The 25421-nt window shown below is 35.9% G+C and carries 19 protein-coding genes; 6 read left to right on the top strand and 13 right to left on the bottom strand.

Annotation, left to right across the window (positions count from 1 at the left end):
* Positions 1–63 precede the first annotated feature (63 nt).
* The 3 genes from ACJJVI_RS06050 to ACJJVI_RS06040 all read right to left on the bottom strand — a co-directional run bounded on the left by ACJJVI_RS06050 (position 64) and on the right by ACJJVI_RS06040 (position 5278).
* Positions 64–942 (bottom strand): T9SS type A sorting domain-containing protein, encoded by an 879-nt coding sequence (locus tag ACJJVI_RS06050; protein WP_405351006.1) that lies wholly within the window; start codon positions 940–942, stop codon positions 64–66.
* Between the two features lie 329 nt (positions 943–1271).
* Positions 1272–1709 carry a hypothetical protein gene (locus tag ACJJVI_RS06045; RefSeq protein WP_036583183.1) on the bottom strand — a complete coding sequence of 146 codons (438 nt, stop codon included), beginning with the start codon at positions 1707–1709 and terminating at the stop codon, positions 1272–1274.
* Positions 1710–1870: 161 nt separating this feature from the next.
* Complete coding sequence (locus ACJJVI_RS06040) at positions 1871–5278, bottom strand: hypothetical protein (protein WP_405351004.1); 3408 nt, start codon at positions 5276–5278, stop codon at positions 1871–1873.
* 229 nt (positions 5279–5507) lie between these two features.
* On the opposite strand from ACJJVI_RS06040, the gene ACJJVI_RS06035 reads away from it, so the two are divergent.
* Genes ACJJVI_RS06035 through ACJJVI_RS06020 form a run of 4 tightly spaced genes read left to right on the top strand, consistent with a single transcriptional unit; the run spans position 5508 to position 13337 of the window.
* Positions 5508–11024 carry an alpha-2-macroglobulin family protein gene (locus tag ACJJVI_RS06035; protein WP_405351002.1) on the top strand — a complete coding sequence of 1839 codons (5517 nt, stop codon included), beginning with the start codon at positions 5508–5510 and terminating at the stop codon, positions 11022–11024.
* Between the two features lie 31 nt (positions 11025–11055).
* Entirely contained in the window at positions 11056–11358 is a 303-nt protein-coding gene (locus tag ACJJVI_RS06030) for an antibiotic biosynthesis monooxygenase (RefSeq protein WP_317290507.1), read from the top strand.
* Positions 11359–11400: 42 nt separating this feature from the next.
* Positions 11401–12420 carry an SPFH domain-containing protein gene (locus tag ACJJVI_RS06025; RefSeq protein ID WP_042269303.1) on the top strand — a complete coding sequence of 340 codons (1020 nt, stop codon included), beginning with the start codon at positions 11401–11403 and terminating at the stop codon, positions 12418–12420.
* On the top strand, positions 12420–13337 hold the full coding sequence (locus ACJJVI_RS06020) for an NAD(+)/NADH kinase (protein ID WP_042269301.1): 918 nt from the start codon (positions 12420–12422) through the stop codon (positions 13335–13337). Before ACJJVI_RS06025 ends, ACJJVI_RS06020 begins: the two co-directional genes overlap by 1 nt.
* A 1-nt stretch (position 13338) precedes the next feature.
* On the opposite strand, the gene ACJJVI_RS06015 is transcribed toward ACJJVI_RS06020, so the two are convergent.
* The 3 genes from ACJJVI_RS06015 to ACJJVI_RS06005 are packed head-to-tail and all read right to left on the bottom strand — an operon-like array spanning position 13339 to position 15942.
* The gene (locus ACJJVI_RS06015) at positions 13339–14364 is read right to left on the bottom strand and encodes a glycosyltransferase family 9 protein (RefSeq protein ID WP_405350999.1); all 1026 of its coding nucleotides are present in this window, start codon (positions 14362–14364) and stop codon (positions 13339–13341) included.
* 1 nt (position 14365) lies between these two features.
* Positions 14366–14974: a DUF4254 domain-containing protein gene (locus ACJJVI_RS06010; protein ID WP_036583198.1), complete on the bottom strand. Its 609-nt coding sequence runs from the start codon at positions 14972–14974 to the stop codon at positions 14366–14368.
* Positions 14975–15030: 56 nt separating this feature from the next.
* Complete coding sequence (locus ACJJVI_RS06005; protein ID WP_042295166.1) at positions 15031–15942, bottom strand: DUF6427 family protein; 912 nt, start codon at positions 15940–15942, stop codon at positions 15031–15033.
* Between the two features lie 46 nt (positions 15943–15988).
* Between ACJJVI_RS06005 and ACJJVI_RS06000 the strand changes: the two genes are divergently transcribed.
* Entirely contained in the window at positions 15989–16231 is a 243-nt protein-coding gene (locus ACJJVI_RS06000; protein ID WP_036583203.1) for a DUF6341 family protein, read from the top strand.
* 10 nt (positions 16232–16241) lie between these two features.
* On the opposite strand, the gene purD is transcribed toward ACJJVI_RS06000, so the two are convergent.
* Positions 16242–17513: a phosphoribosylamine--glycine ligase gene (gene purD, locus ACJJVI_RS05995; protein WP_317290504.1), complete on the bottom strand. Its 1272-nt coding sequence runs from the start codon at positions 17511–17513 to the stop codon at positions 16242–16244.
* A 63-nt stretch (positions 17514–17576) separates the two neighbouring features.
* On the opposite strand from purD, the gene ACJJVI_RS05990 reads away from it, so the two are divergent.
* Entirely contained in the window at positions 17577–18875 is a 1299-nt protein-coding gene (locus ACJJVI_RS05990) for a phenylacetate--CoA ligase family protein (protein WP_405350997.1), read from the top strand.
* Here ACJJVI_RS05990 and ACJJVI_RS05985 read toward each other — a convergent pair.
* The 6 genes from ACJJVI_RS05985 to ACJJVI_RS05960 are packed head-to-tail and all read right to left on the bottom strand — an operon-like array spanning position 18872 to position 25419.
* The gene (locus ACJJVI_RS05985; RefSeq protein ID WP_405350995.1) at positions 18872–20122 is read right to left on the bottom strand and encodes a glycosyltransferase family 2 protein; all 1251 of its coding nucleotides are present in this window, start codon (positions 20120–20122) and stop codon (positions 18872–18874) included. The two genes, ACJJVI_RS05990 and ACJJVI_RS05985, sit on opposite strands and share 4 nt — an antisense overlap.
* On the bottom strand, positions 20123–21511 hold the full coding sequence (locus ACJJVI_RS05980) for an undecaprenyl-phosphate glucose phosphotransferase (protein WP_397302435.1): 1389 nt from the start codon (positions 21509–21511) through the stop codon (positions 20123–20125).
* The gene (locus ACJJVI_RS05975; protein WP_042245233.1) at positions 21474–22463 is read right to left on the bottom strand and encodes a UDP-glucuronic acid decarboxylase family protein; all 990 of its coding nucleotides are present in this window, start codon (positions 22461–22463) and stop codon (positions 21474–21476) included. The genes ACJJVI_RS05980 and ACJJVI_RS05975 overlap by 38 nt, the downstream gene beginning before the upstream one ends.
* Positions 22464–22521: 58 nt before the next feature.
* Positions 22522–23745 carry a WcaI family glycosyltransferase gene (locus ACJJVI_RS05970; protein WP_405350992.1) on the bottom strand — a complete coding sequence of 408 codons (1224 nt, stop codon included), beginning with the start codon at positions 23743–23745 and terminating at the stop codon, positions 22522–22524.
* Positions 23742–24287 (bottom strand): putative colanic acid biosynthesis acetyltransferase, encoded by a 546-nt coding sequence (locus ACJJVI_RS05965; RefSeq protein WP_405350991.1) that lies wholly within the window; start codon positions 24285–24287, stop codon positions 23742–23744. Before ACJJVI_RS05965 ends, ACJJVI_RS05970 begins: the two co-directional genes overlap by 4 nt.
* A 43-nt stretch (positions 24288–24330) precedes the next feature.
* Positions 24331–25419 carry a glycosyltransferase family 4 protein gene (locus tag ACJJVI_RS05960; RefSeq protein WP_405350989.1) on the bottom strand — a complete coding sequence of 363 codons (1089 nt, stop codon included), beginning with the start codon at positions 25417–25419 and terminating at the stop codon, positions 24331–24333.
* Positions 25420–25421: the final 2 nt, after the last annotated feature.

Here is a 25421-nt window from a genome sequence, read left to right as displayed (position 1 = left end):
CATTAAAGTAAAAAGGTCGCTATAAATAGCGACCTTTTTACTTTAATCTATATATGTTATTATTTAACTCTTTATGAATTTCCTTGTAAAAACATTTCCATTTACATCTATTAACTGAACAAAATAAATGCCTGACTCTAAGTAATTGGTATAAATAGTTGAATCGTTGAACTCAACAGAAATTTGCTTTCCTGTAACAGTAAATAAAATTACTTCATGCAATTCACAATTTTCAACCTGCAAATTATCAGTTGTTAGAGTTGGGTATATAGACACTTCTTCAATACTAGATAATTCATCAATGGATAAAGGCGCTGACTCTGCCACTTCAAAATTATCAACAAACACATTAGTCGCAAGAGTTGTTACATTTCCCTCAAATGCCCAAAAAGCGAAAACTACAGTACTAGAAAAGTAAGAGCTATCTAAATCAACAGAAAAAGTTTCTCCTCCATTTATTATTGTACTAGCACTATCAAAAAACATTAAAGAGGTAAAGGTTGCACCACCATCTAGGGAAACCACTAAATGAATCTCATCGCCTGGATTAAGTGCTTGAAAAGTAGTTGCACTATTATTATTATTAGTAAACGCCATATCCCAACTAACCGTGTAAGAACCTGAAGCAGGCACCATTGATAAATCCACCATCGGACTTATCAAAAAATCCCGCTTAACATTGTTAGTCATATTAATTCTTATTGCTCCTGTAGTACCATTATTATTGAAACCATCTCGCAACCACGCACCACCATTATCTACAGCCCAGCCATCTGTGTACAACACATCTGTGTCCCGAGTCTGATTCCAACCAGGAAGCATAAAACTATTACCTGTTTGATTATTAACAATACCTGAAAAATCCTCAGATAGTACAACTACCTGACTATAAATACTATTATAAATTAAAAAGATGAAAATTGAAAGTAAAATTTTTTTCATAATGACGCTGTTTTAAGAATTAGCGCACAATATATTCAATTTAATAGTGTGAATAGTTTTGTAGATACTTTCACTAGATAAAACACAATAAAAACACTAAATCACATTCATATTTTAACATTCATGACTTTAATTCAATAAATTACAAGTGTATTTTTTGCGAATATGATTTTCCTACATCATGAATCAAGTTGATTTATACTTTCAGTTTATTTAATTCGATAAACGCTAATTTATTTCTATTGATATGTTTTAAAAATAAAAAACACCGTGACTAAATAGTCACGGTGTTTTTCTAATATAACTCTTTTCAAAAGTATATAATTCAATTAAGGTATTACAGCGTCAATAACAACACACAATTCACCTTCCAGTCCTCCTACTGTGACTACATCAAAACGGAATTCATCACCTACAGCTGTTCCTGCACGCTGACATGTTACAGTCACGGCATAATTTGTACCATTTATACCTAATGTACCTGGCCCTACAGCATTTAAGGTAACTGCATCTGTTAGCAACCATATATTACCAGGATTAGATGTCTCATACACCTCTACAGCAGCTACACCAGGTCCACCATTATTAGGAAAAAGCTCTGTTTGTAATTGAGCTTCAGGTATTAATGTTTGTGTACTTCCATCGTCAAAGGTTAGTCCTTCATAATTACATTGGTTTTGATTGTCTGCCATACCATCATCATTATCACAACTTAAAAATAAGATGGACATAAAAAATAATAGCGAGGCTTTAACTAGGTACTTCATAATAATCGATTTTAGTTGTTACTACTAGATTAGGTATTAAAAATAGCCATCCTATTACACGAATTATATAATCAATTGACGTAAAGCTGTTTTCACTCTATGAAATAACGAGTTGATTGTGTTAAATAGGTAAAGAATCTAGTTAATAAGAAAGTTCTAACTTAAAAATAAGCCTTTAACTGTACACTACCGGTGTGAATGGTTCTTGCGGTTTCACTGTCACGTCCACTATAAGAGATATTTAAATCTAGAAAACTAGAAATGTTTTTCTGGAATAATAGATTCCAGGTAAAATTTGTACCTGGCTGTAATCCTTCTAGCATTTGGAAACCTACAGGAGAAAATGCTTGTCCTATAAAATCATTTTTTACATAGCGTATCTCGCCATTAACGGCATAGCTTTGCTCTTTATTAAAAGACCAACTTACACCGATATTCTGTTGATCGAGCATCGCTTCTTCATTGACCACATTTTCTTTAGACTCCAATTCATAAAATACATCTACACGGCTACTATTACCAAATAAATAAGACACTTGAGGCTTGAATAAACGCTCGTTAATTTTAAAATTGCGATTTGTAAAGTTTTCGCTTTCACTAGCGTTAAAACCTGTTTGAGCGTCTAAGGTAAACAACCAGCTTTCCTTAATTTTATGAATAAAACCTAGTTGATGACTTTCTATATCACTACTCAGACTACCTATACTTTGCAAGTTTTCATTTGCACTACTGATGTAGGTGTAATTAGTAGTATACTTCTGTTTACCACGATTAAAAAACAGGCTGTTTCTAAAATTGAGATTTAGTCCTAGCTGATTATCTCCTGTACCGAAAGGATTCAAATCAAACGTAGCTCCTTCTCTCTCTACCATACGATCAATCAAGTAACTGGTCTGATTATAGAAGTGAGATAACACCTTTTTATAACCATCGCTTTGCGACCACGAGCTGGGATTTAAGGTAAGCGTTTGAGAAAACTTATTTTGATGTGTAGGCACAAAGACCTGATTGGGCAGTAAAATGCGCACAAAGCGCCCTTGATCTTGAAATTGTGCCACTTCAAACTCATTTAAATCTTGTATCCCATCGCCGTTATAATCTATCCAGGTAAAAGTTCCCTGTCCTGGATTAACAGCTACATAAGTAAAATCCTGTCGTGGTATCGTAGAACTGTTGGTCTCATAAGTCGTATTCCACAATACTTTTTTATCAAAAAATTTGCGCTGGTATTGTAGTCTGCTATTAAAAGACACCTCATCTTCTATAGTTTCTATTTCGCTTTTAAGCACACGATAATTTGCATAGATCTTTAAAGTACTCAACTCATCTTTAATAGGTTGTGATCTTATGTAATAATTATTAGACCTGTTAACACGCTCTAGATTGCCCAATCGCAAACTATCATTTACACGATTTCTATAACCTACTTCTACAAAAACAGCAGTACTATCTCCTACTCCAGTATAGACTTCATAACCTGCAAAACGTTGAGATAATGCCGTCAGACTGCGATCAGCAAGCACGGTTTGCTGATTATCTTCTGTCTCATATCGAGCACCTATCCATTTATTATTGAACCGTTTTACCACATCAGCATTGGCTCTGTAAAATTGTGATTCTAGAGCAGTAGCGTTTGTGTTGAGTACGCTTCCGCGAAAGCGTGCTGTCCATCCACCATCACGATATACACCATTTAAGTTGTGTCTATTACCACTATAACTATCAGAAAACTCGAGATGTTCTAATTCATAAGTAGCTCGTAAGGTGGAATCTTGCACATAATCCAATCCAATTGTAGAAAAGAGTTGATTACCGGTGATGACGTCTAAGTTCCAATCACGATTAAATTCGATATTATAAACGCGCTCTACATTACGAAAGTTTTGGTCAATATAATCAGACTTTACACGAGCTCTTAAAGTGGTAAGTGAGTCCTTTTTCCATAGCTGCTGTTGCACAGCGAGTTTTACAGCAACACCACGATTATCATCATCATCTATGCTTGAAAAGCGATTCAAGTCATTACTGCTGGCTGCAATTTCAGTATCTAGAATAGTGGTTTTAGAAGGTGCATAACGGGCTTTAGCACCTGCAATTGTTATGATTTCTGGTGCAAATAATCTAATCACAGGTGCAAAACTACCTTGCGACACTCCTGCGATAGGCGCCACATATTCATAAATATTTGCAATCGCTTGGTCATTTACAAGCACATAATCTCCTTGATTCTCACCTACAAAAGAGAATCGTACATTGAATAGCTCATCATTAGAATCTTGCGAAAAAACAAATCGTTCTACACCAGCAATGGTTTCCTTGCGATATAGGATCTTGTTTTCAGAAAATGTGTCCTCTACCGCACTAGGTGCAATAGCGAGATCTTCATTATCTCCTGCGGCAGCGAGAATGGTAACTTGATCTTCTGTTAAATTTTGTTGTAACGGCTGATTTTTGGCATCACTCTCAGTATAGATGTAGGTTTCTACCGCTAGTTTATCAGTCTCATAGCCACCTTTTGCATAGCCTACAAAACGGGTGAAATTACGTTCACTGTACTGATATTCTATAGAAATACGCATTTCACTGGTAATAGGAAACGTAGCATTAAAGCGCACCTCGCCAGCGTTATAATCTATGACATAGTCTGCATTTTCACCTCTTGTAAGCGGCACACCATTTACAAAAACACGCTCACTACCAGAGACGACCAGTATAAACAACTCACCATTACGACCGGTTAATTTATATGGACCTTGGTTACCTTCTTGACCAGTGAATCTGGAGATATTAAAAATACCACGTACTAAAGCACCAGCTGCCTGAACATAGCCTTGAGAATTATCGCCTTCAAATTTGATCTGACCAGAGATTCCTTGTACGCGTTTTGTAAAATTATTGAAGTAAGAATCTGATTGTTGTAAGTCTACATCTCCTGCTCTTATGTTCCAGTCATCACTGTAGAGTTCTATAAAAATCTGGTCAAATTCATCGAGGCGTTGTGAATAGCCATTCTGAGTTTGTGGTACGTTTGCGTCTTGAATGGAAGCACGCAAAGAGACTTTATCAGATAGCGCACCAGAGATTCTCAAATCCAGTTCTGAGTCTACGACTGAGTTTTGATTATTTCCTACTCGCAATCCTCGTGTAATAGAGCCTGTGGTGTTCAATCCATTAAATGGCACATAATTGCGCTGCACTGTAGGTTGTCGCATGGCAACTACACGTTCTTGAGCCGTTTCATTTTCTAGAATAATTTTAGGATCGTATAGCTGGTAAGTTCTGGTTAAAAATTCTGGAAATGGTAAGAACTGTATATCTATAGAATCTGTTTTTATCGCGGTAGCATCTTTAATACTTAGCATCGCTTTTATAAAATCTACCTGATAAGCTGTTGAATCTACTGGCATGCCGCGACTATCTACTATCTTGAAATAGGATGGATTGATACTGATGCTATCCAATTTTATACTGTCTGTCACCGCACGACGCACTTTTTTCACATTTACATACTCTTGTGCACTGGCTGCTGCCATGATGAGAGTAAAGAGAAATGCAAGTGCGTGTTTCATGCAAGATTAAAACAGATTCTCTTCAAAAATATTTTAAATCCACGTGGTAAAGCGGTTTTATAGTGGGAAATGATGACTAAGTAATAAAACAACCACTGGACTTAAGTCGTATCGCTCAACTACTTCTATAAAAATACTTTTAAATTTTTCTCGTTATTCTCTTATTGCTCAACTAGTTTCTATAATTTTATAGGAATTCTAGTACTAACCACACCTACTACCTATTTCTATGAAAAAGTTAATCCTCGCTCTTTGTACTGTCATGCTTCTTTTTGCCTGTAAAGACGACCAGCAAATCAATACAGAAGAAAACGTCAACACCTTCTTCAAGTTTAGAGAATATGTGGCACAGGTTTCTGATAACGTGATATCTGCTCGAGAACCTATCATTATACGACTTAATGAGCCTGTAGAAAGCTGGAAGGTTGATATGCAGCTGGAGAATGATATCATGACGCTTTCGCCTAGAGCTAATGGAATAGTAAAGTCCTTAGATCATCAGACCATCGCTTTTGTACCCGATGAACCACTGGAACAAGACACTAAATATAAAGTGAGTTTTAAACTGGGAAAAGTAAAAGACGTCCCAGCAGATTTTAAAACATTTGATTTTGAGCTTAAAACCATTAAACAAGATTTTATAGTACGTACAGAACCGGTAAGTTCTTATGATAGTAATTACCAATTCATCTCTGGTAGTATCATCAGTAGTGACGTGATGACTTTAACTAATGCTGATCTTTTATTAAAAGCGACATTAAACGGCAAAGAGTTGCCTATTAAAATTCTTGATAATAATGAATTAGGAAAGTATTTTGAATTTAAAATAGATAGTATAAAACGACCTGTTGAAGATGAAGAGATAGAAGTAAGCTGGAATGGTAAATCGATAGGTGTCGATAGCAAAGGTGATAATGTGGTGCGCATACCTGGTAAGAATTCTTTTTCTGTTACAGATATAGAACTGTTTAACAACGATTCACAATATATACTGGTCAATTTTTCTGATCCTTTACAGACTGGACAAAATCTAGATGGGTTGATACAAATTGAAGGTGTTGATAAATATAAATTTGAAGTTGACGGCAATGAGGTTAAGTTATACCCTAATAAAACCGTTACCGGAAGTAAAAAAGTTGAGGTCTTTACAGGCATAAAAAGTGTCGATGGGTATAACCTTAAATTTCCTTTCTCTAGTTACATTGCTTTTGAACAGGTAGAACCTGCTGTGGAATTAGTGCGCAACGGAACTATTTTACCTTCTTCTCAAAACTTAAAAATCAATTTTAAAGCCGTGAATCTTAAAGCGGTAGATGTTTGGGTTTATAAAGTTTATACTAACAATGTCCTGCAATATTTACAAAGCAATAACTTAAGCAATAAAGGTAATTTGCGCAATGTAGGTAGACCGGTTGCACGCGACGTGATCGATCTAGCCGGTAGTGGTAAAGATGTTACTAAATGGAATGTCTTTTCAATAGATTTAAGCAAGATCATTGCTCCAGATCCTGGTGCACTATATCGTGTAGAGTTTAAATATAAAAAAGCCTATAGTGCCTACAATTGTGATGACAGTACACTAGAAGAAACGGAAGATGAAGAAGAGATCGATTTTGACGTTTCTTTTGAGTCTTCTAACTGGGATAGTTATCAAAACTATTACTATGATGACTATTACTATGATTATGACTGGAGCGAGCGTGATAATCCTTGTTCAAATTCTTTTTATCGCAATAAAAGCGTTAGTACTAATGTGCTTGCTAGCGATCTAGGAATAACGGTTAAACGTGGTGAGAATAATACCTATCTGGTTGCTATCAATAATATCTTGACGACTAAACCATTGGGCGGCGCCCGTGTTGAATTATTTAATTTTCAACAACAAGAAATTTATGAAGGACGCACTAATGCGCAAGGACTACTCCATATCGATTTAAGAGATGAGAAAGCATTTTTTGCACAAGTGAGTTATAATAATCAATTTGGATACGTCAGGTTAGATGATGGTAACGCATTACCAGTAAGTAAATTTGACACTGCTGGAAAAAACTTAAGCAATGGTCTTAAAGGATACATCTATGGTGAACGTGGCGTATGGCGACCTGGCGATCACATTTATCTAACATTTGTATTAAATGATGCCGATAATAAATTACCCAACGGTCATCCTATCAAACTAGAATTGCGCAATCCAAATGGTAAAATCACCCATCGAGAGGTTTTAAAAAATGGATTGAATAATTTTTACCAATTTGATCTAAAAACAGATGATGAAGCACCTACAGGAAACTGGAATGCACGCATAGAAGTAGGTGGTTCTACTTTTAATAAAACACTTAAAATAGAAACCATTAAACCGAATCGACTTAAGGTAAAACTCGATTTTGAAGATGAGATTTTAAAATCTGGAAAAGCAAGTACTGGAACTCTAGAAACCATGTGGTTACATGGCGCAACTGCAAAAGGACTTAAAGCGGATATTACTGCAAAGTTATATCCTACTACTACAAAATTTGAAGATTATAACAGCTACGTCTTTGACGATCCGTCACGCTATTATGATACCGAAGAAGTTGAAGTATTAAATAGCAGCGTTAACCAGCAAGGACAGGCTAGTTTTACTTTCAAACCAGGCATGTCTACAGAAGCTCCTGGAATGTTGAAAGCAAGCTTCTTGACTAAGGTTTATGAAAACGGTGGAGATTTCAGTACAAACGTAACTACCAAAATATATTCACCTTATGACACTTATGTTGGTCTAGATGTACCACCAGGAGATAAACGTCGTGGAATGCTAGTAACAGATCGTGACCATAAATTTGATGTAGTAACTGTTGATGAAAATGGAAAACCTAAAGCAACTAAAAACCTAGAAGTAAAAGTTTATAAGGTAAACTGGCGCTGGTGGTGGCAAAGCTCTTCAAACAGTTTATCACGTTATGAATCTAGAGAATATAAAGAACTTATTATGCAAACCACTGTATCTACTGGTAGTAATGGTAAAGGCGACTTTAAATTCAATCTAGAATATCCAGAATGGGGACGATATTTAGTGCGTGTATACGATCCGACCAGTGGACATGCGACAGGTAAATTAGTTTATGTAGACTGGCCAGGTTGGGCTGGAAAAAGTCGTAAGACAGACCCAGAAACCGCTTCCATGCTTATTTTTAATGCAGATAAAGAAAAATACGTAGTAGGTGAAAATGCAAAAATCACTTTCCCTAGTACTAGCGATGGTCGTGCACTAGTCACCATAGAAAATGGAACAGAAGTGCTCGATGCACAATGGGTAAACACCACAAAAGATGAAACTGTAGTAAATATACCTCTCAACAACCTTTACGTTCCTAATGTATTTGTGCACATCACTTATTTACAGCCACATGCACAAACCGCAAACGATCTTCCTTTAAGAATGTATGGTGTGATACCGCTTCTAGTAGAAAATAAAGCTTCACATTTATATCCAGTGATCAATATGCCAAATGAGCTCGCTCCAGAAAGTCAGACGACCATAAAAGTGAGTGAGAAAAACGGTAAAGCCATGACCTATACCATTGCCGTAGTTGATGAAGGACTATTAGATTTAACAAATTTCAAAACGCCTAATGCTTGGGACACCTTTTTTGCTCGCGAGGCTTTAGGAGTAAAAACATGGGATATTTTTGACGATGTAGTCGGCGCTTATGGCGGCCGTATCGATGCTGCCTTTGAAATAGGTGGTGATGGAACTGCACAAGATGCCAAAGGGAAAAAAGCAAATCGCTTCACACCTATGGTCATTCACTTAGGGCCATTCCAGTTAGAAGCTGGCAGCAGTAAATCGCACACTATCGATATTCCACGTTATGTAGGTTCTGTGCGCACCATGGTTGTAGCCGGTAATGATCATACAGAATCTTATGGAAATGCAGAGAAAACTACTGCGGTTAAAAAACCATTAATGATGTTGGCTTCGCTTCCGCGAAAACTATCTCCTGGGGAAACAGTAAAGTTGCCTGTTACCATCTTTGCAATGGATAAAAAAGTGAAGAATGTAAGTGTAACCATGGAGAACTCACCATACTTTGAATTTTTAAATGGGAATTCTCAAAAGCTAAGCTTTACAGAAACAGGTGACCAAATCGCATATTTTGATGTCAAAGTGAATTCACAAGCTGGTATTGCAAAACTTGAACTTAGAGCCAGCGGTAACGGAGAAAAAGCAGCTTACAGTACTGAAATTGATATCGTAAATCCTAATCCATATACAACCATATCAGAAAAGGCAGAGGTTGCCGCTGGCGCAACAGTTAGCGTTCCTATAACGCCATTTGGAACTGGTGGAACTAACAGTGCCCAAGTCAGTTTTTCTAGTTTACCATCTATGGATTTAGGTCGTAGATTGAGTTACTTGATCCGTTATCCACATGGATGTGTGGAGCAAACTACCAGTGCTGCCTTCCCGCAATTACACTTGAGTAAAGTTGTGGATTTGACCAGTACTAAACAAGCAGCAACGAGTAAGAATATTAAAGCCGCAATTAGAAAATTAGGTCGTTACCAACGTTCTGGTGGTGGATTCTCTTACTGGCCTGGATATGGTAGTGCAAACGATTGGGGAACAAGTTATGCTGGCCACTTTTTAATTGAAGCAGAGAAAATGGGATACACCATACCTATATCCTTCAAGTCAAACTGGATAGCCTATCAAAAAAGAGCTTCAAAAGAATGGCGTTATACAGAGTGGAATGACATGCATCAAGCATATCGACTCTATACACTAGCACTAGCCGGAGCGCCAGATTTATCTTCTATGAATAGATTAAGAGAAACCAGAAATCTGTCTAATGAAAGTAAATTAAGACTAGCCGCGGCTTATGCACTGGTAGGTCAACAAAAAGCGGCAAATGAGTTGGTCTCTAATTCAAACATAGATTTTAAACCTTCTAGATATGATTATAGAACCTATGGATCACCACAGCGCAATCGTGCTATGGCTCTAGAAACCATGATTCTATTAAAAGAAAATAGCAAGGCAAGAAATCTTGTAGAAGACCTCGCAAAAGGACTTGATTCTCAAAAGTATTATAGTACACAAGAGACGGCCTATTCCCTACTCGCTATTTCAAAATATGCAGATTTTATAGGAGGAAAAGGCATTGACGTTAGTTATAGTTTTAAAGGGAATTCTACATCTGTTTCAAGTGGTAAAAGTTTAGCCAGTCGTGATTTAGAAATAGATACACAAGAGACCTCTATATCTGTAACTAACAATGGTGAAAACAGTATTTTCATCACTACGGCAACCACAGGAAAATTACCAGTAGGTGAAGAAAAGGCAGTGAAAAGTAAGTTATCTGCAATCGTAAGCTATACGGATAGTAACGGTAAAGCGATTGATATGAATAATATCATACAGGGAACAGAAATCACAGCAAAAGTGATCATCACAAATACGACAGGCCTATATGTAAATGATATCGCTTTAAGCCAGATTTTACCTAGTGGTTGGGAAATAGTCAATACTCGTTTTACAGAATATGGTGACAACACAAGCAACAAAGCTGAATATACCGATATAAGAGATGATCGAGTAAATTATTACTTCAGCTTACAAGCTAATAAGTCCATCACCTTTGAAACGGTTATCAACGCAAGTTATCTAGGTAATTATTACCTGCCAGGTATACAGTGTGAAGCGATGTATGATAACGAGTATATTGTGCGCAATAAAGGACAATGGGTTGAAATTAAGAGGTAAGTAAAATTTATTTGTTTTAAAGAGTTTAAAAATGCCTCCATACTACGCCGTTATATTTACCTCAGTTAAAAAAGAAAATATTCCTGAGTACGATTCTATGGCGCGGCTAATAGAAAAACTTGCGCAACAACAATCTGGATATAAACATCACGAATCTGCCCGTGAAGAAATAGGCATTACTGTTTCTTACTGGGATTCCCTAGAAGCAATAGACCAATGGAAACAGCAAGTGGATCATCAAATGGCGCAACGCTTAGGTAAATCTGATTGGTATAAATGGTATCACGTGCGCATTTGTAAAGTGGAACGTGAGTATAGTTTTGGGCAGGAATAGGAATAAAAAATAATACTTTTGATAGTACAAAACACTTAGAATATGTTTGGAATTAAACACATTAAATTTGACTCAATGACGTATGTTCTTCATTATAAAAATGGAAACATACAAAAGGAAGGAAGAGGTCTTTCATTCTTCTATTTTTCTCCAAACAGTTCAATAGTAGCAATACCTATGGGAAGTAATGACTTGCCATTTGTATTCAATGAGTCCACAAATGACTATCAAACCGTCACTATTCAAGGTCAAATAAGTTATAAAATCAGTGATCCTAAAACTCTTGCCGACGTTCTAGATTTCACCGTTCAAGATAATGGTCAATACAAAAAGAACGATATTGAAAAGTTAAACCAAAGAATTATCAATGAGGCACAAACAGCCACCTCTGCTTATATTCATGGAATAAAATTGAAAGAAGCTATACGTTCTGCAAAATCGATTGAAGAAAACATTACTCATGGACTCAAAACATCAAATGCCATAGGAATGCTAGGAATAGAAATTCTAGGCGCTAATATTCTTGCTGTCCAAGCAACACCAGAAATGTCTCGAGCACTAGAAACAGAAACTCGCGAAAAATTACAACAAGAAGCGGATCAAGCAATTTATGAAAGAAGAAACTTTGCTGTTGAACAAGAACGAATCATCAAAGAATCAGAATTAAACACTGAGATTGCGGTTGAAGAGAAACAAAAGCAAATCGCCGAGAAAAAAATGGAGTCAGATGTTCAGAATGCTGATAATCAAAGAAAGCTTAGAGAAATGCAACTAGATGCTGACATTTCTGTAGAAAACCAGCGAAAATCATTAATCGAACAAAAAACAGAGAATGATAAGAAAGAAGCTGAAACTAAAGGTTATGTTTTAGAAACAACTCTCAAACCTTATCGCGATATGGATTGGAAGACTTTAACTGCCTTAAATAACAACTCTGATCCACGATTTAACATTTCTCTTGCTTTTAGAGAACTAGCTGATAATGCTGGGAAAATAGGGAATTTAAATATTAGTCCAGATTTATTAGATTCCATTCTTAATGAAAAGAAAGAACTCAAATAATGAAATTTGAGTACGCGATAATTGTTAAAAGTAAGACTCGTTTAGAGTCTCTTATTGAACGATTTAACACCAAAGCACAAGCAAAATTTTACATAGAAAGTTTAGGAAGTGATTTTGAAGAATATGAAATTGAAGATGCCATATTTAAAAATTCTTTAAACTCTTTACAGACTCAACTTTCTAAGTTTATTAAGAATAAAACAATCGATAGGCAATTTGTTTCTTCATACATCTTTTCTAATAAAAATATCATTATAGTAATTGGTCAAGATGGTCTCGTGGCTAACACTGCTAAGTACTCTCAAGGTCTACCTATAATAGCTGTAAATCCGGATACGGATCGATACGACGGTATCCTGCTACCTTTTAATACTAATAATTTTATTGAAGGTGTTGAGCGTGTGATGACTCAAAACTATCAGTCAAAAAAAATGAGCTTTGCAGAAGCAACATTAAATGATGGACAAAGATTACTAGCATTTAATGATTTGTTCATAGGAGCCTCTTCTCACGTTTCAGCTAGATATAAAATCACGTTCAAGGATCAAACCGAACAACATTCTTCAAGTGGAATAATTGTGTCTACACCTGCTGGTTCTACAGGATGGTTAAGTTCTATTTTTAATATGGCCTATGGAGTGACTAAAATGTTTGAGAAAGACCTTGTATCTAAACAGCCTAAATTAAGAGGTAGCGATTTACTTTTTGCTGTTAGAGAACCATTTAAAAGTATAAGAACGCAAACCGATTTAACCGCGGGAATAATTAGAAACGACTCACTAATCATCGAATCATTCATGCCTACTAACGGAATTATTTTTAGCGACGGAATTGAACAAGATTTTCTAAGATTTAATAGCGGCTCTGTTGCCACTATAAAGCAAGCAAAAGAATCTGCAAATATTGTTATTCTATAACCTACAACAACTTCTTCAACTCTTCTAGAATGCGAGAAGTCTCTATAGAATCAGTAATATCTTCATAGCCGTCCACTAATTGATTACCAAAAATAGAAGTAGGAACTAATGGATAAGTTATTCTATTAACAGTAAGTTGACGTTGTATAGGCTGCGCATAAGGTGCAAAACCAGCATATGGATGTGTGTTTCCCCATAGGGTAATAACAGGAACACCATACATCGCTGCTAGGTGACCATTACCACTATCCATAGCAATCATAGCATCGAGATTTGAAATAAGACTGAGCTCTTCTTCAAAATCTAAATTACCTGCTATTGAGATAATATTATCTGCACTGCTTGCCATTTGAGCTAGATCACTAGTTTCTTTTTTGCCACCACCAAATAATAATAAATTGACGTTAGGCATTGCAGCAACCTTTTGAGCAATTTCAGTAGCTTTTTCTAGACCTACAGCCTTAGTACGATGTGCAGCAAATGGTGCAAAACCTATCCATTTAGAAGAATTTTTGCCTACTTTTTCAAGTATTTGAGCAGAAATGGATCTTTTTGGAAGAAACTCGTCTTGTTTTAAATGAATTTCAAAACCTAGATCTCGCAATACATCTGCATATCGCTCTGTACTATGTTTAAGAGGTTTAAAAAATGATGAGTTATCAATTAATTGCTTTTTTTCTGCGCGACCTTTATTAATAACAGCGTTAGGTATTCCCATCATAAATGTACGCAACATTTTAGTACGCAAGACATTATGAAAATCTGCAATAGCTTGTGGTTGAAGTTCTTTCAATTCTTTCGCTAATTTCCACAAACCGGGAATTCCTTTGTGTATATCGTCTACTTGAGCCTTTATAAACGTAACGTTAGGTATTTGTGATAAGATGGGTTTAAATCGCTTTCGCGAAAGCGTAATCACCTCAACACTAGGATAATCTCTTTGTAAAGCAAGTAAAACAGGCACACACATAGCCACGTCACCCATGGCACTGAGCCTGATAACGATAATGCGTTGCGGTAAGGCCATATTATTTACGTGCTCTCAATACCGGATTAAGCTCATCATCATTATACATCTTCATTTGCTTATACACTTTCATGTATTTACGACCATGCGCGATGTCTTCTAACAATTGATCTAGAGCAGTAGAAAGATCAATACGTTGTTCTAATAAAATGTCTAATTTTTTCTGACAGGCATCAATATGTGATTGAGAAGCATCTGTACGTGTTGCCTCTTCATTCATGTGATAAATCTTTAAGGCTAGGATAGATAATCTATCAATTGCCCATGCAGGACTTTCTGTATTAATAGTGGCGTTATCCTTAACGGTAACATCTGCATATTTATCTAAAAAATAACTATCTACATACTCGACCATATCTGTACGATCTTGATTACTAGCATCTATCTGACGTTTTAAAGTTAGTGCTGCAACTGGATCAATGTTAGGATCACGGATGATATCTTCATAATGCCATTGTACCGTATCAATCCAACACTTGCGATATAATAAGTGCTCTATAAGATCTGTATTACGATCATATGCATTTTCAAAAGGTTGATCAACTGTATTTACAACGTGGTAAACATCGATGACTTTTTGAAAAATAGCATTGGCTTTATCTGAGAACATAATTTGTTATTTTAAGATACAAATATAAGTCTCTTTAGTCAATTTTAGGGTTTGATTTAATACAGTAAAAAACTGCCCAACAGCAGTAAAACAGGAATCCAAAGAAGAATTTCTTTAAATATTTTATGATTTATTGCGTGCACTGCTCTTGCGATAAATACACTTAGTGGTAATATGAGAAATAAATATCCACCATTACAGAATGATTCAAAATCGATTAAAAATAAAGCAATACCACATAAACCCATAAATGTCATAATAGTAAATCGTGGTCGCACACTTTGCTGTATATCAATGAGCTTTGTCAAGTAAATAAATAGTCCAAACACAGAAAAGATAATCAGAAAAAACAAGATGATTTCTTGACTTTGAAATACTGTATACTCCCATAAATATGAAGTTTTATATGAGTCCCATAACGAAGAAATGACGTGGTTTTCCCACACATAATCATAGGTAAATAATAAAACCCATACACAACCCAATGCAATAAATGGTGTCGCCCAGTGCCTGAAGTCATTGCGCACATAAAGAAATATAGAAACAAAAACCAAGAGATATAATAAGGCGCTCCAATGATAAAAGACGGTCGCTATAGCTATCCAAAAGGTAGCGTCAAAAATCTTTTTTATAATTGAATGTCCTGTTTTAAGACTCAATAAACGACGAATTGCTAGCAAAACAAAGAACAATGCAACCATAATATGCAGCGGTACTTTAAATGCAAGATAAGTGAGTGATAAAATTGTAGCACACCACAACACATAACTGGATGAAGGTGTTAAATCATTTTTAGACACAATAAATTCAACTAGAGCAAGGCTTCCCGACAAAATTAGTATAGCAATAAGTTCCCACCATTGTCTTTGTGGATCCCATAATATTGTAATTAATACCGTCAAGACTACTATAATGAACACCATCAAATAGTGAACAGGTCTAGAAGTACTAAAAAAAGTAGAAAGCATATGGTTTTTTGACTATTTTTGCATCAGTATAAAGCAATTTACAGTAATGAAAGAATTTTTTGAAGGAATCGCATACTTTTTTGAAGAGATATTATTAGCTCCATTTTCAGCCCTAGCTGAATTAGAGTTAGAAAACTGGTGGTTAGCAAATACCGTTTCATGGATTTGTATTGCAATTTTAATAGTAGCTTTAGGTTACTGGATTAAGCAACTACGTATTTTTGAAGCAAATGGTGAGGAAGACCACACACAAACTGCTCATTCTTTCTTAGGAAAAAATCAGAAATAACTATTAACCACTATAGGTCAAATCCTATATCGGTTCTATAATACATCCTATCAAAGTGTAGTTTATCTACATTCTGGTAGGATTTTTTTAGTGCCTCATTGAAATCTGTACCATAAGAAGTTACTGTCATAACACGTCCACCATTAGTAACTACTTTACCATCTTTTACAGTCGTACCTGCGTGAAAAACAATACTGTCTACTACCTCATCTAGTCCTGTAATCTCCATTCCTTTATCATAAGCTTCAGGATAGCCACCTGCAACACACATTACTGTTGTTGCACTGCGCTCATCGATCACTAGATTTTCTTGATCTAAGCTAGTCGTGGCAAAGGCATTTAAGTGACTTAGTAAATCACTTGAAATACGTGGAAGAACAGCTTCAGTTTCTGGATCACCCATACGTACGTTATATTCTATAACAAGCGGTTCTTGATCTACAATCATTAGACCTATAAAAACAAATCCCTTGTAGACTAAGTTTTCCTTTTTAAATCCTTCTATCGTTGGAATTACAACTTTTTGCTCAATTTTTTGCATCAGCACATCATCTGCAAATGGTACTGGAGAAACCGCACCCATTCCACCAGTGTTTAAACCTGTGTCGCCTTCACCTATACGTTTATAATCCTTTGCAGTGGGCAAGATTTTATAAGAGTCACCATCTGTAAGAACAAAAACGCTCATTTCGATTCCGTCTAGAAATTCTTCAATCACAACTTTATTAGATGCTGCACCAAATTTTCCACCTACCAGCATTTCTTCAAGAGACTCCTTTGCTTCTTGGGCATCAGAAATTATAAGAACACCTTTTCCACCAGCGAGTCCATCTGCTTTTAGAACAAATGGTGGCTTTAATGAATCAATAAACGCCATTCCTTCTTTAAGTGATGTGGCTGTAAAACTTTTATAGGCTGCCGTAGGAACTTCATTGCGTTCCATAAATTCTTTTGCAAACTCTTTAGAACCTTCAAGCATGGCAGCTTGTTTAGATGGTCCTATAACGTTAACATCTTTAAGAGCAGCGTCTTCTTGAAAGTAATCATAGATTCCTTCTACCAGTGGTGCTTCTGGTCCTACTACTACCATTTGCACATTATTCTCAAGAACAAATTCTTTAATCGCCTGAAAGTCAGTCACGCCTAGCGCTACATTAGTCGCTATTTGAGCCGTACCAGCATTTCCTGGAGCAACAAAAAGTTGAGAAAGTAAAGAGCTTTTTGAAATTGAATATGCAAAAGCGTGCTCGCGGCCACCGCTTCCTAGAATAAGGACGTTCATTAGGTTGTGTTTAAGAATGCAAAAATAAGTTTTACCTTGCTCAATATTGCTTTAAAATTTAAAATGCCACTACAACTTTTTGACAACATATTAAGATGGCAAGGTTTCCCTATTCAGGAAGCCAAATCTCGTTTTAAACAATTATTAAATAACACTGATGAATCTATAGAACAACTTAAGAAGGCAATTGTTCAACATCATTTAAAGCATAACAACTTCTATATAAATCTATTAGACAACAAGCCTACTGACTGGGCAAAGCTGCCAGTACTTACTAAAAGAGATTTACAGCAACCACTTCATGAACGATTAAGTAACGACTACAGCTCAAAAAACGTTTTTAAAGGAAAAACTAGTGGTTCTAGCGGTCATCCTTTTACTTATGCAAAAGATAAATTTGCACACGCGATTACTTGGGCTGCATTTCATCATGCCTATAATGAACATGACATTGACCTCAACACGTCTTTACAGGCTCGTTTTTATGGGATTCCATTGAGTGGAAAAGGTAAATATGTAGAACTCCTTAAAGATTACGTGAGTAATCGCAAAAGGTTTCCAATTTTTAATTTAAATAATGCGATACTAGAGAAGTATGTATCACGCTTTCGCGAAAGCAAATACGAATACCTCAACGGTTATACCAGTAGTATCGTACTACTAGCAAAATACTGTCGTGAAAAAGGCACAACTCTCAAAACCTACTGTCCAAGTCTAAAAATATGTATCGTAACCAGTGAAATGCTTTTTGCAGATGATCGCAAGCTCCTCAAAAAATGGATAGGTGTTCCCATTGTGAATGAATATGGAGCTAGCGAGGTGGGATTAATTGCTATGGAAAATCCACGAGGAGAATTTGTTCTGAACCAGCAAAATCTATTTATAGAAATAGTAGATGAGGCTAATCAACCAGTTACAGATGGCACTATAGGTCGTATACTCGTTACAGATTTATATAACCTAGCACATCCCGTGATACGTTATGAAATAGGCGATTTAGGTAGTTTAAAAACACTAGAAAATGGTACAAGAATTCTAGAAAACCTACAAGGTCGTACCAGTGACATCGCTAGATTACCTAGTGGTAAAGTAGTTCCTGGATTGACCTTTTATTATGTCACAAAATCGATTATCAATGAAGATGTCAACATACTAGAATTTATAGTCATTCAAAAAACAGAAGCGTCTTTTGAAATTCAATATGTGAGTTCACAGGAAATGGATGTCTCTCAAAAAGTTAAAGTCCAAAAAGCTATGGATGAATATCTTGAACCTGATTTAGCCGTCGCTTTTACACGATTAGATTCCTTAGATCGTAGTAATCGTGGGAAATTGAAACAATTTATGAGCGAAGTGGATTAGGTATCGTATTCACCATTCCAAGGAGCAGAAAAAGCAATAGTAGAACTTGGTTGTAATTCAATAGTTTGGATTTCATCATCTGGAATAAGTCCAAATTCAAACCCATCAATTATTGTTGAAAATGGTTTGACTTCAATACTTCTAAATTTTAATTTACCTAATGGCTGTAATAATTGTAACAATAAACGCTCTGATTCCCCAATCTGGACATCTTTAGTTTTACCTATAAACTTATATAAAACCTCCAAAAATTTACCATTATTATCGAATAGATAAACTACCACATACTCTAAACGAGACTCTTGCCAATTTTCAGCCTGAAAGCCATTTGGAAAAACAAAGGTGTTATAACCGAAGAATAATCGGCCATCATTAAGTTCACCTAAATAATGTGTGTGATAATCTTCTTCTCTTTCAATTAAAATTTTATCAGGAAACCAATTCGTATGTGTCGAAGATTCCTTTTGCTTTTTTTCAAACGAAACTATCATTTTCTTCTTTACAAGAAACTGCTCATAAAAAAACAACATCATATTCCAATAGCTCTTCATCGCTGAGTAACCGAGGTGTTTTCTATAAACTGCATAGTTATGCTTAATCAACTCTATTTTATTTGCAGACAGTCCATCGCTTAGTCGATAACTAGCAATAGGCTCTTGAATTCCTATAGCAAATTCTGCTTTTTTAAGAACGTCTAACCACATGGCCCAATCTTGCCTTTTGCGCAATGATGGAATGGTTATTTTACCCAATACAGCAGCGTTATAAATGCCTGTAAGATTGCCTAGATAATTGGTTTTATGCAGTTTATCATAAGTCAGTTTTTCAAATACTTTATGAACTGAGATAGGCTGATCTGGACTGGTTTTAAAGATCTCATAAGCTCCATAACATACGGTAGCGTTTTGAGATTTCATAGCGTTGATTTGAGTCGTAAGCTTTTCTGGTTTCCATATATCATCTGCATCTAGAAAAGCGATGTAGGTACCTGATGCTTTTTCAACTCCTTTGTTCCTGCTTATTCCTGCACCAGCGTTCACGTCATTACTTAGAGTAACGAACTGTACATCTTTAGTGCTTTGTTGTTGTGCATATGATTTTGCAATAGCGAGACTATTATCATTACTTGCGTCATCAATTGTGATAATTTCTATAGGTCTGTATGATTGATGAATGATGCTGTCCAGCGCTTCTTTAAGAGTTAAAGCACTGTTATACGTAGGCATAATGACAGATACAAGTTCCATCTAATAGGCTTTTTCTTCACCCATAAATACGTTTGCCACAGTTTTAAAAATAATCTTTAAATCCATCACTGTACTCCAGTTTTCTATATAGAAAATATCATTGCGCACACGACCTATGATATCTTCTTCTGTCTCTACCTCGCCACGATAACCGCTTACTTGTGCAAGTCCTGTAATGCCTGGTTTTACAAAATGACGTACCATAAACTTATCGATGCGTTCTGCATACATATGTGTGTGACTGACCATGTGCGGTCGTGGTCCTACAACACTCATATCGCCTAGAAATACATTGAAAAATTGTGGCAGCTCATCTATACTGGTTTTGCGCAGGAACTTCCCTATTTTAGTTATGCGATGATCTCCACGTGTGACTTGGTGTAAATCTGCGGTCTTATTGGGCACCATACTGCGGAATTTATAACAGGTAAACTCTTTATAGTCTAGTCCATTACGTTTTTGTTTAAAAAACACAGCTCCTTTAGATTCTAACTTAATGATGATGGCCACTATAGGTATTAACCAGGATAAAACTCCAACTATTACCAACAATGAAAAGGCAATATCAAATGATCTTTTTGCTAGTTTATTTACTGGATCATCCAGTGGAATTTGCCTTAAAGATAATATGGGTGTTTTACCATAATACTCATAGTGTAACTGTTTAGAAAGCACCGCAGTTGTGTCTGGTAGAAATTTCAGAGTACGCAGATTGTTGTCTGCAAAATCTGTTAGTTCAACTAATTGCTCATTAGTTAATGCAGGTACAGAACAAAATATCTCATCTACATTATTTTCAATTACCCAATCTGTAAACTCTTGAATATTAAAAGAGTCGTTTGTATCAAACAGATTTTTGAGTCGGTATCCATAATCAGGACGCTTTGCAAAGAAGTTCTTGAGTTGTTCTGTGTCTTTATTTGCCCCTAAAATCGCAATATGTCTTAGGTTACCGCCTAATACCTTACGATAGTTTCTAAACAAGAAAAAGATACTCACCTTAATGGTCGCTATGGCAGCCATGGCAGCACCTATGTATTTAAATATAAAAACAGAATCTCTATCCAACTGATAATAGTAGCCAAAAAATGCAAAAACGATAAAAGCAAAAAACACCGATTGTTTTGCGATACGCAACATCAACGTGATGAATTTAGTATTGCGATGTATTTGATAAAAATCAAATTGCATAGATACTATCACCCAGCATATACCTATGAAAATCCCAAAAGTGAGTAAGTCAAAACTACTATCAAAAAAATATCCCGCACCAGCAATGATCAGGCACAAATCTGTTAAATACAGAAAAGGTCTAATTAGTCCCGAATAACGGCCATCTCGATAGGATATACTATCGTCTGATATGTTTTGTAAAGTCTTTGTGCTCACGTTTTTCTAGATCTTCTTTAGAAAGTGTTTTAAAATATTCAAATGTAATGCGCATTCCTTCTTCCCTATGGACTCTAGGTTCCCAGTTAAGTAATTCTTTAGCTAGTGAAATATCTGGCTTTCTTTTTAAAGGATCATCCTGAGGTAATTCTTTATAAACCACTTTCTGATTAGTACCAGTAAGTTCAATTATTTCTTTTGCAAAATCGCCTATCGTAATCTCGTGCGGATTACCAATATTTACTGGATCACTGTAATCACTCAAGAGTAATCTATAAATTCCTTCTACTTGATCGTCTACATAACAAAAAGAACGCGTTTGTTTTCCATCTCCAAAAACGGTGATATCTTCTCCACGCAAGGCCTGTCCCATAAATGCAGGAATAACGCGACCATCATTCAATCGCATTCTAGGTCCATAGGTGTTAAAAATACGTACGATGCGTGTTTCTAAACCATGAAAACGATGGTATGCCATGGTTATGGATTCTTGAAAACGTTTTGCCTCATCATATACACCACGAGGTCCTATGGTGTTTACGTTTCCATAGTAATCTTCACTTTGAGGATGGACTAATGGGTCTCCATAAATCTCGCTGGTAGAGGCGATAAGTATACGTGCATTTTTAGCTTTAGCAAGACCTAATAAATTGTGAGTTCCTAAGGATCCTACTTTTAAAGTCTGGATAGGAATTTTTAAATAATCTATTGGGCTAGCTGGACTGGCAAAATGTAAAATATAATCTAACTCACCAGCAACGTGCACATAATTACTCACATCAGTATGATAAAACTCAAATTGTTCTAATGGAAAAAGATGTTCTATATTTTTAAGATCTCCTGTAATTAGGTTATCCATTGCTACCACGCGATAACCTTCTTTTATAAAGCGATCACATAAATGCGAACCTAAAAAGCCAGCTGCGCCAGTAATAAGAACTCTTTTCTTCATCGAGTAAAATTGTGGTTAGAGCTGTAAATATAGGGAAAATGGCTGGTAGCACCGTATACTAGCTGTCCAGTAATTCTGTGAGTTGATCTACCCAATTGTCTAATATAGGTTTGCGTGCAAAGTGTTGGGTTACATAGCGTCTGGCGTCCTTACCTATTTGCAAGGTCTCATCTTGATTTAATCGCCAATTTTCTAATTGATTGACAGCAGTTTCAACATTTGCAGTATTGAGATAGCAACCTGCATTTGCAAGTTCCATCACCTGTTTTACTTCAGACTTTGCATTTCCTAGAACTAGAGAAGGCTTCTTGCTAGCCATCATGCCTAACAGTTTAGACGGCATTACAGTATCGAGCACTTCGGTTTTTTGAAACAAAAAATGTGAATCAGCACTACACAGTAAATCTGAGAGTTCTTCAAAAGGAACTGGATCGTAAAAGTGAATATTTTCTTGGTTTGTAGTATCCTTTAACTGCTGGTATTTTGCTCCAGCACCTACGATGATAATGTCATAATGTTGTTGTGGTAACGCTTTCGCGAAAGCGGAGAAAAAATCCCAATCTTGCTTATCTCCTACATTACCACTGTAAAGCAATTTAAATTTATCACTGCGTAAGTAAGAATGTTGCTTTGCTGTCTCTGGATTTACTTGATTTTCATCAATCCAGTTAGGTAAGTAATAATGTGACTGGCTGGTTTTGGATTCCAGTTTTGCAATCATATTATGACTTATAGTACTAATCGTGTTTGCCTTATTTAAAATGCGTTTTTCAAGACCAAATAGATACTTGAAAATCAACTTTTTTCCACCACTAGATAATCCCGATTGTAATGCGGCATCAAATTCAAAATCCTGAATGTGAATCCAGCTTTTGGCTTTGTGACTTCTTGCATGATATCCTGCAAGCCATGCACTAGCTGTAAACGGAATAATAGAAATGACTAGATCTGCTTCTTTAATCTTTCTCAAATTGAAGAAACTTCCTTTTGTAAAGCTTAAAATATGAATGATGCGTTTTAAAAAAGTAGGCGTTTCTGGCACATACTGCTTATAACGGTAGAGTTTTGCACCTTTATATTCTTCTTGAAGATAACTAGGCTGGTCTTGATAGGCTTGCGCTATTTTCCACTGTGGATAGTATGGAAAGGCTGTAACTACATTTACTGTCGCGCCAGCAGTTGTTAATGCTTCTACCATTTGAGTAGAATACAGGCCTATGGCTGTATCTTCTGGCGCATAGTTGAGCCCTATGAATGTGATGTGTTTTCCTTTTAAACTCATCTATCTTTTATCACTTGTGCTGGACTTCCTAGACATATTTTACCTGCTGGAAGGTTTTTAAAAACGCTGCTGCGTGCGCCTACTAATGTGCCGCGGCCTATAGTTATTCCTGGTGCAACATAAACGTCTGTTGCAATCCAGCATTGATCTTCTATAGTAATTTTATGGCCATAGATATCAAAATATACCGCTTGTGGATCGTGTGTTCCTGTACAGATGTATGATTTTTGAGATATCACTACGTGGTTCCCTATTTTTATTTCGCCTAGACTATAAAGCACCACATCATCACCTATCCAGCTATAATCACCTATAGAAACTTTCCATGGGAATTGTGTTCTAACCGTAGGTCTAACAATCACTTTTTTACCGATTTGAGCTCCGAATGAACGTAATAAAAATCTGCGCCAGCCGTACATAAATTGCGGTGACCAAGCAAATAGTGTACTTTGTACTAACCACCATAATTGCACCGTTACCGCACCACGACCACGGAAGTTGGGCGGTAATTCAAACTGGTCTAGTTGCTGGTAGTTTTTCAAAAAGCTGTAGTGTTAAGATTGCAAGGTAATTATTTTAACTAACCTAAGCGTTTGTTGATAGTAGATTAGATATTCTTTCTACAAAGGAAGCTTCTGTAAATCTATTATTGGCAAATCTACTATTGAATATACCTTTTTGCTCAACCTGATTAAGTGTTAATAGCTGTAATTGTTTCATAATAGAAGCAACATCATAGTTTTCTAGCAATGCACCGTTTTTGTCATGTATAATATCGCTTATCCCAGGTGTTCTGGTCGCAAGAATAAAATGCCCGTAAGTCATTGCTTCTAGTATAGAGATAGGTTGTCCTTCTTCTAGTTGTGTGGGAAGGCAGAAAACGTTTCCCCATAAAAGTAAATCTCTTTTCTTTTCTCCACTTACAACACCTAAGTATTCACCGCTTTTCAATTGAGCAATTTTGTCACTAATGTTTGTGTTATTAAACGGAATGTTACCTGCTATTTTAATTTTAAGATTAATGTCTAGTGATTGTAATTTTAATAAAGCATCTATCAAATTATTAATTCCTTTTTCAGGTAGTAGATTGCTTATAAAGATTAATTTAATTTCTTTATAGTCCTTCTTACTTTCTAATTCACTAAGGGATATTGCGATATCTTCTTGAATAAAGTTATGCTCAACATGAATATCAGAATCTTTGAAAAAAGGTTGCATATTGACTTTCAGCGATGGTGAAAGAACTATCGATTCATCAAAACACTTGATTGTTCTTGAATAGAGTTTGCGCTTTAACCCTTTAAGGCTCGCATAAACGTCTTTAACACTATTCCCATGTAAATGGAATAATGATTTTCTTTTAAAAAGCTTTGCTGTTAAAACAAAAGGCAAATACTTCATAACACCAAAAAAGGTCTGTCCTGGTGTCATATAAATGATATCGTTCTTAAGAATTTTATAGATCTTACAATAGAAAAATAAGAAGTTAAGTTTGCTAAAACTAAATTTCCCAAGCTCTGAAGAGACATTAGTAGAGTGCTCTGTGTTGATAAAATCTACTTGATGACCGTTTGCACAAAGTCCTCGCAATAATGCAGCATTTGAAATACTTAAACCGGTTATAGGATCGGGAAAAGGTCCTATGATCAAGACTTTATTTTTATGAATTAACATAA

This window comes from Nonlabens sp. Asnod3-H03 (assembly GCF_045063665.1).
GTDB classification, from domain to species: domain Bacteria; phylum Bacteroidota; class Bacteroidia; order Flavobacteriales; family Flavobacteriaceae; genus Nonlabens; species Nonlabens ulvanivorans.
This window is presented reverse-complemented; position numbering and strand designations above follow the sequence as displayed.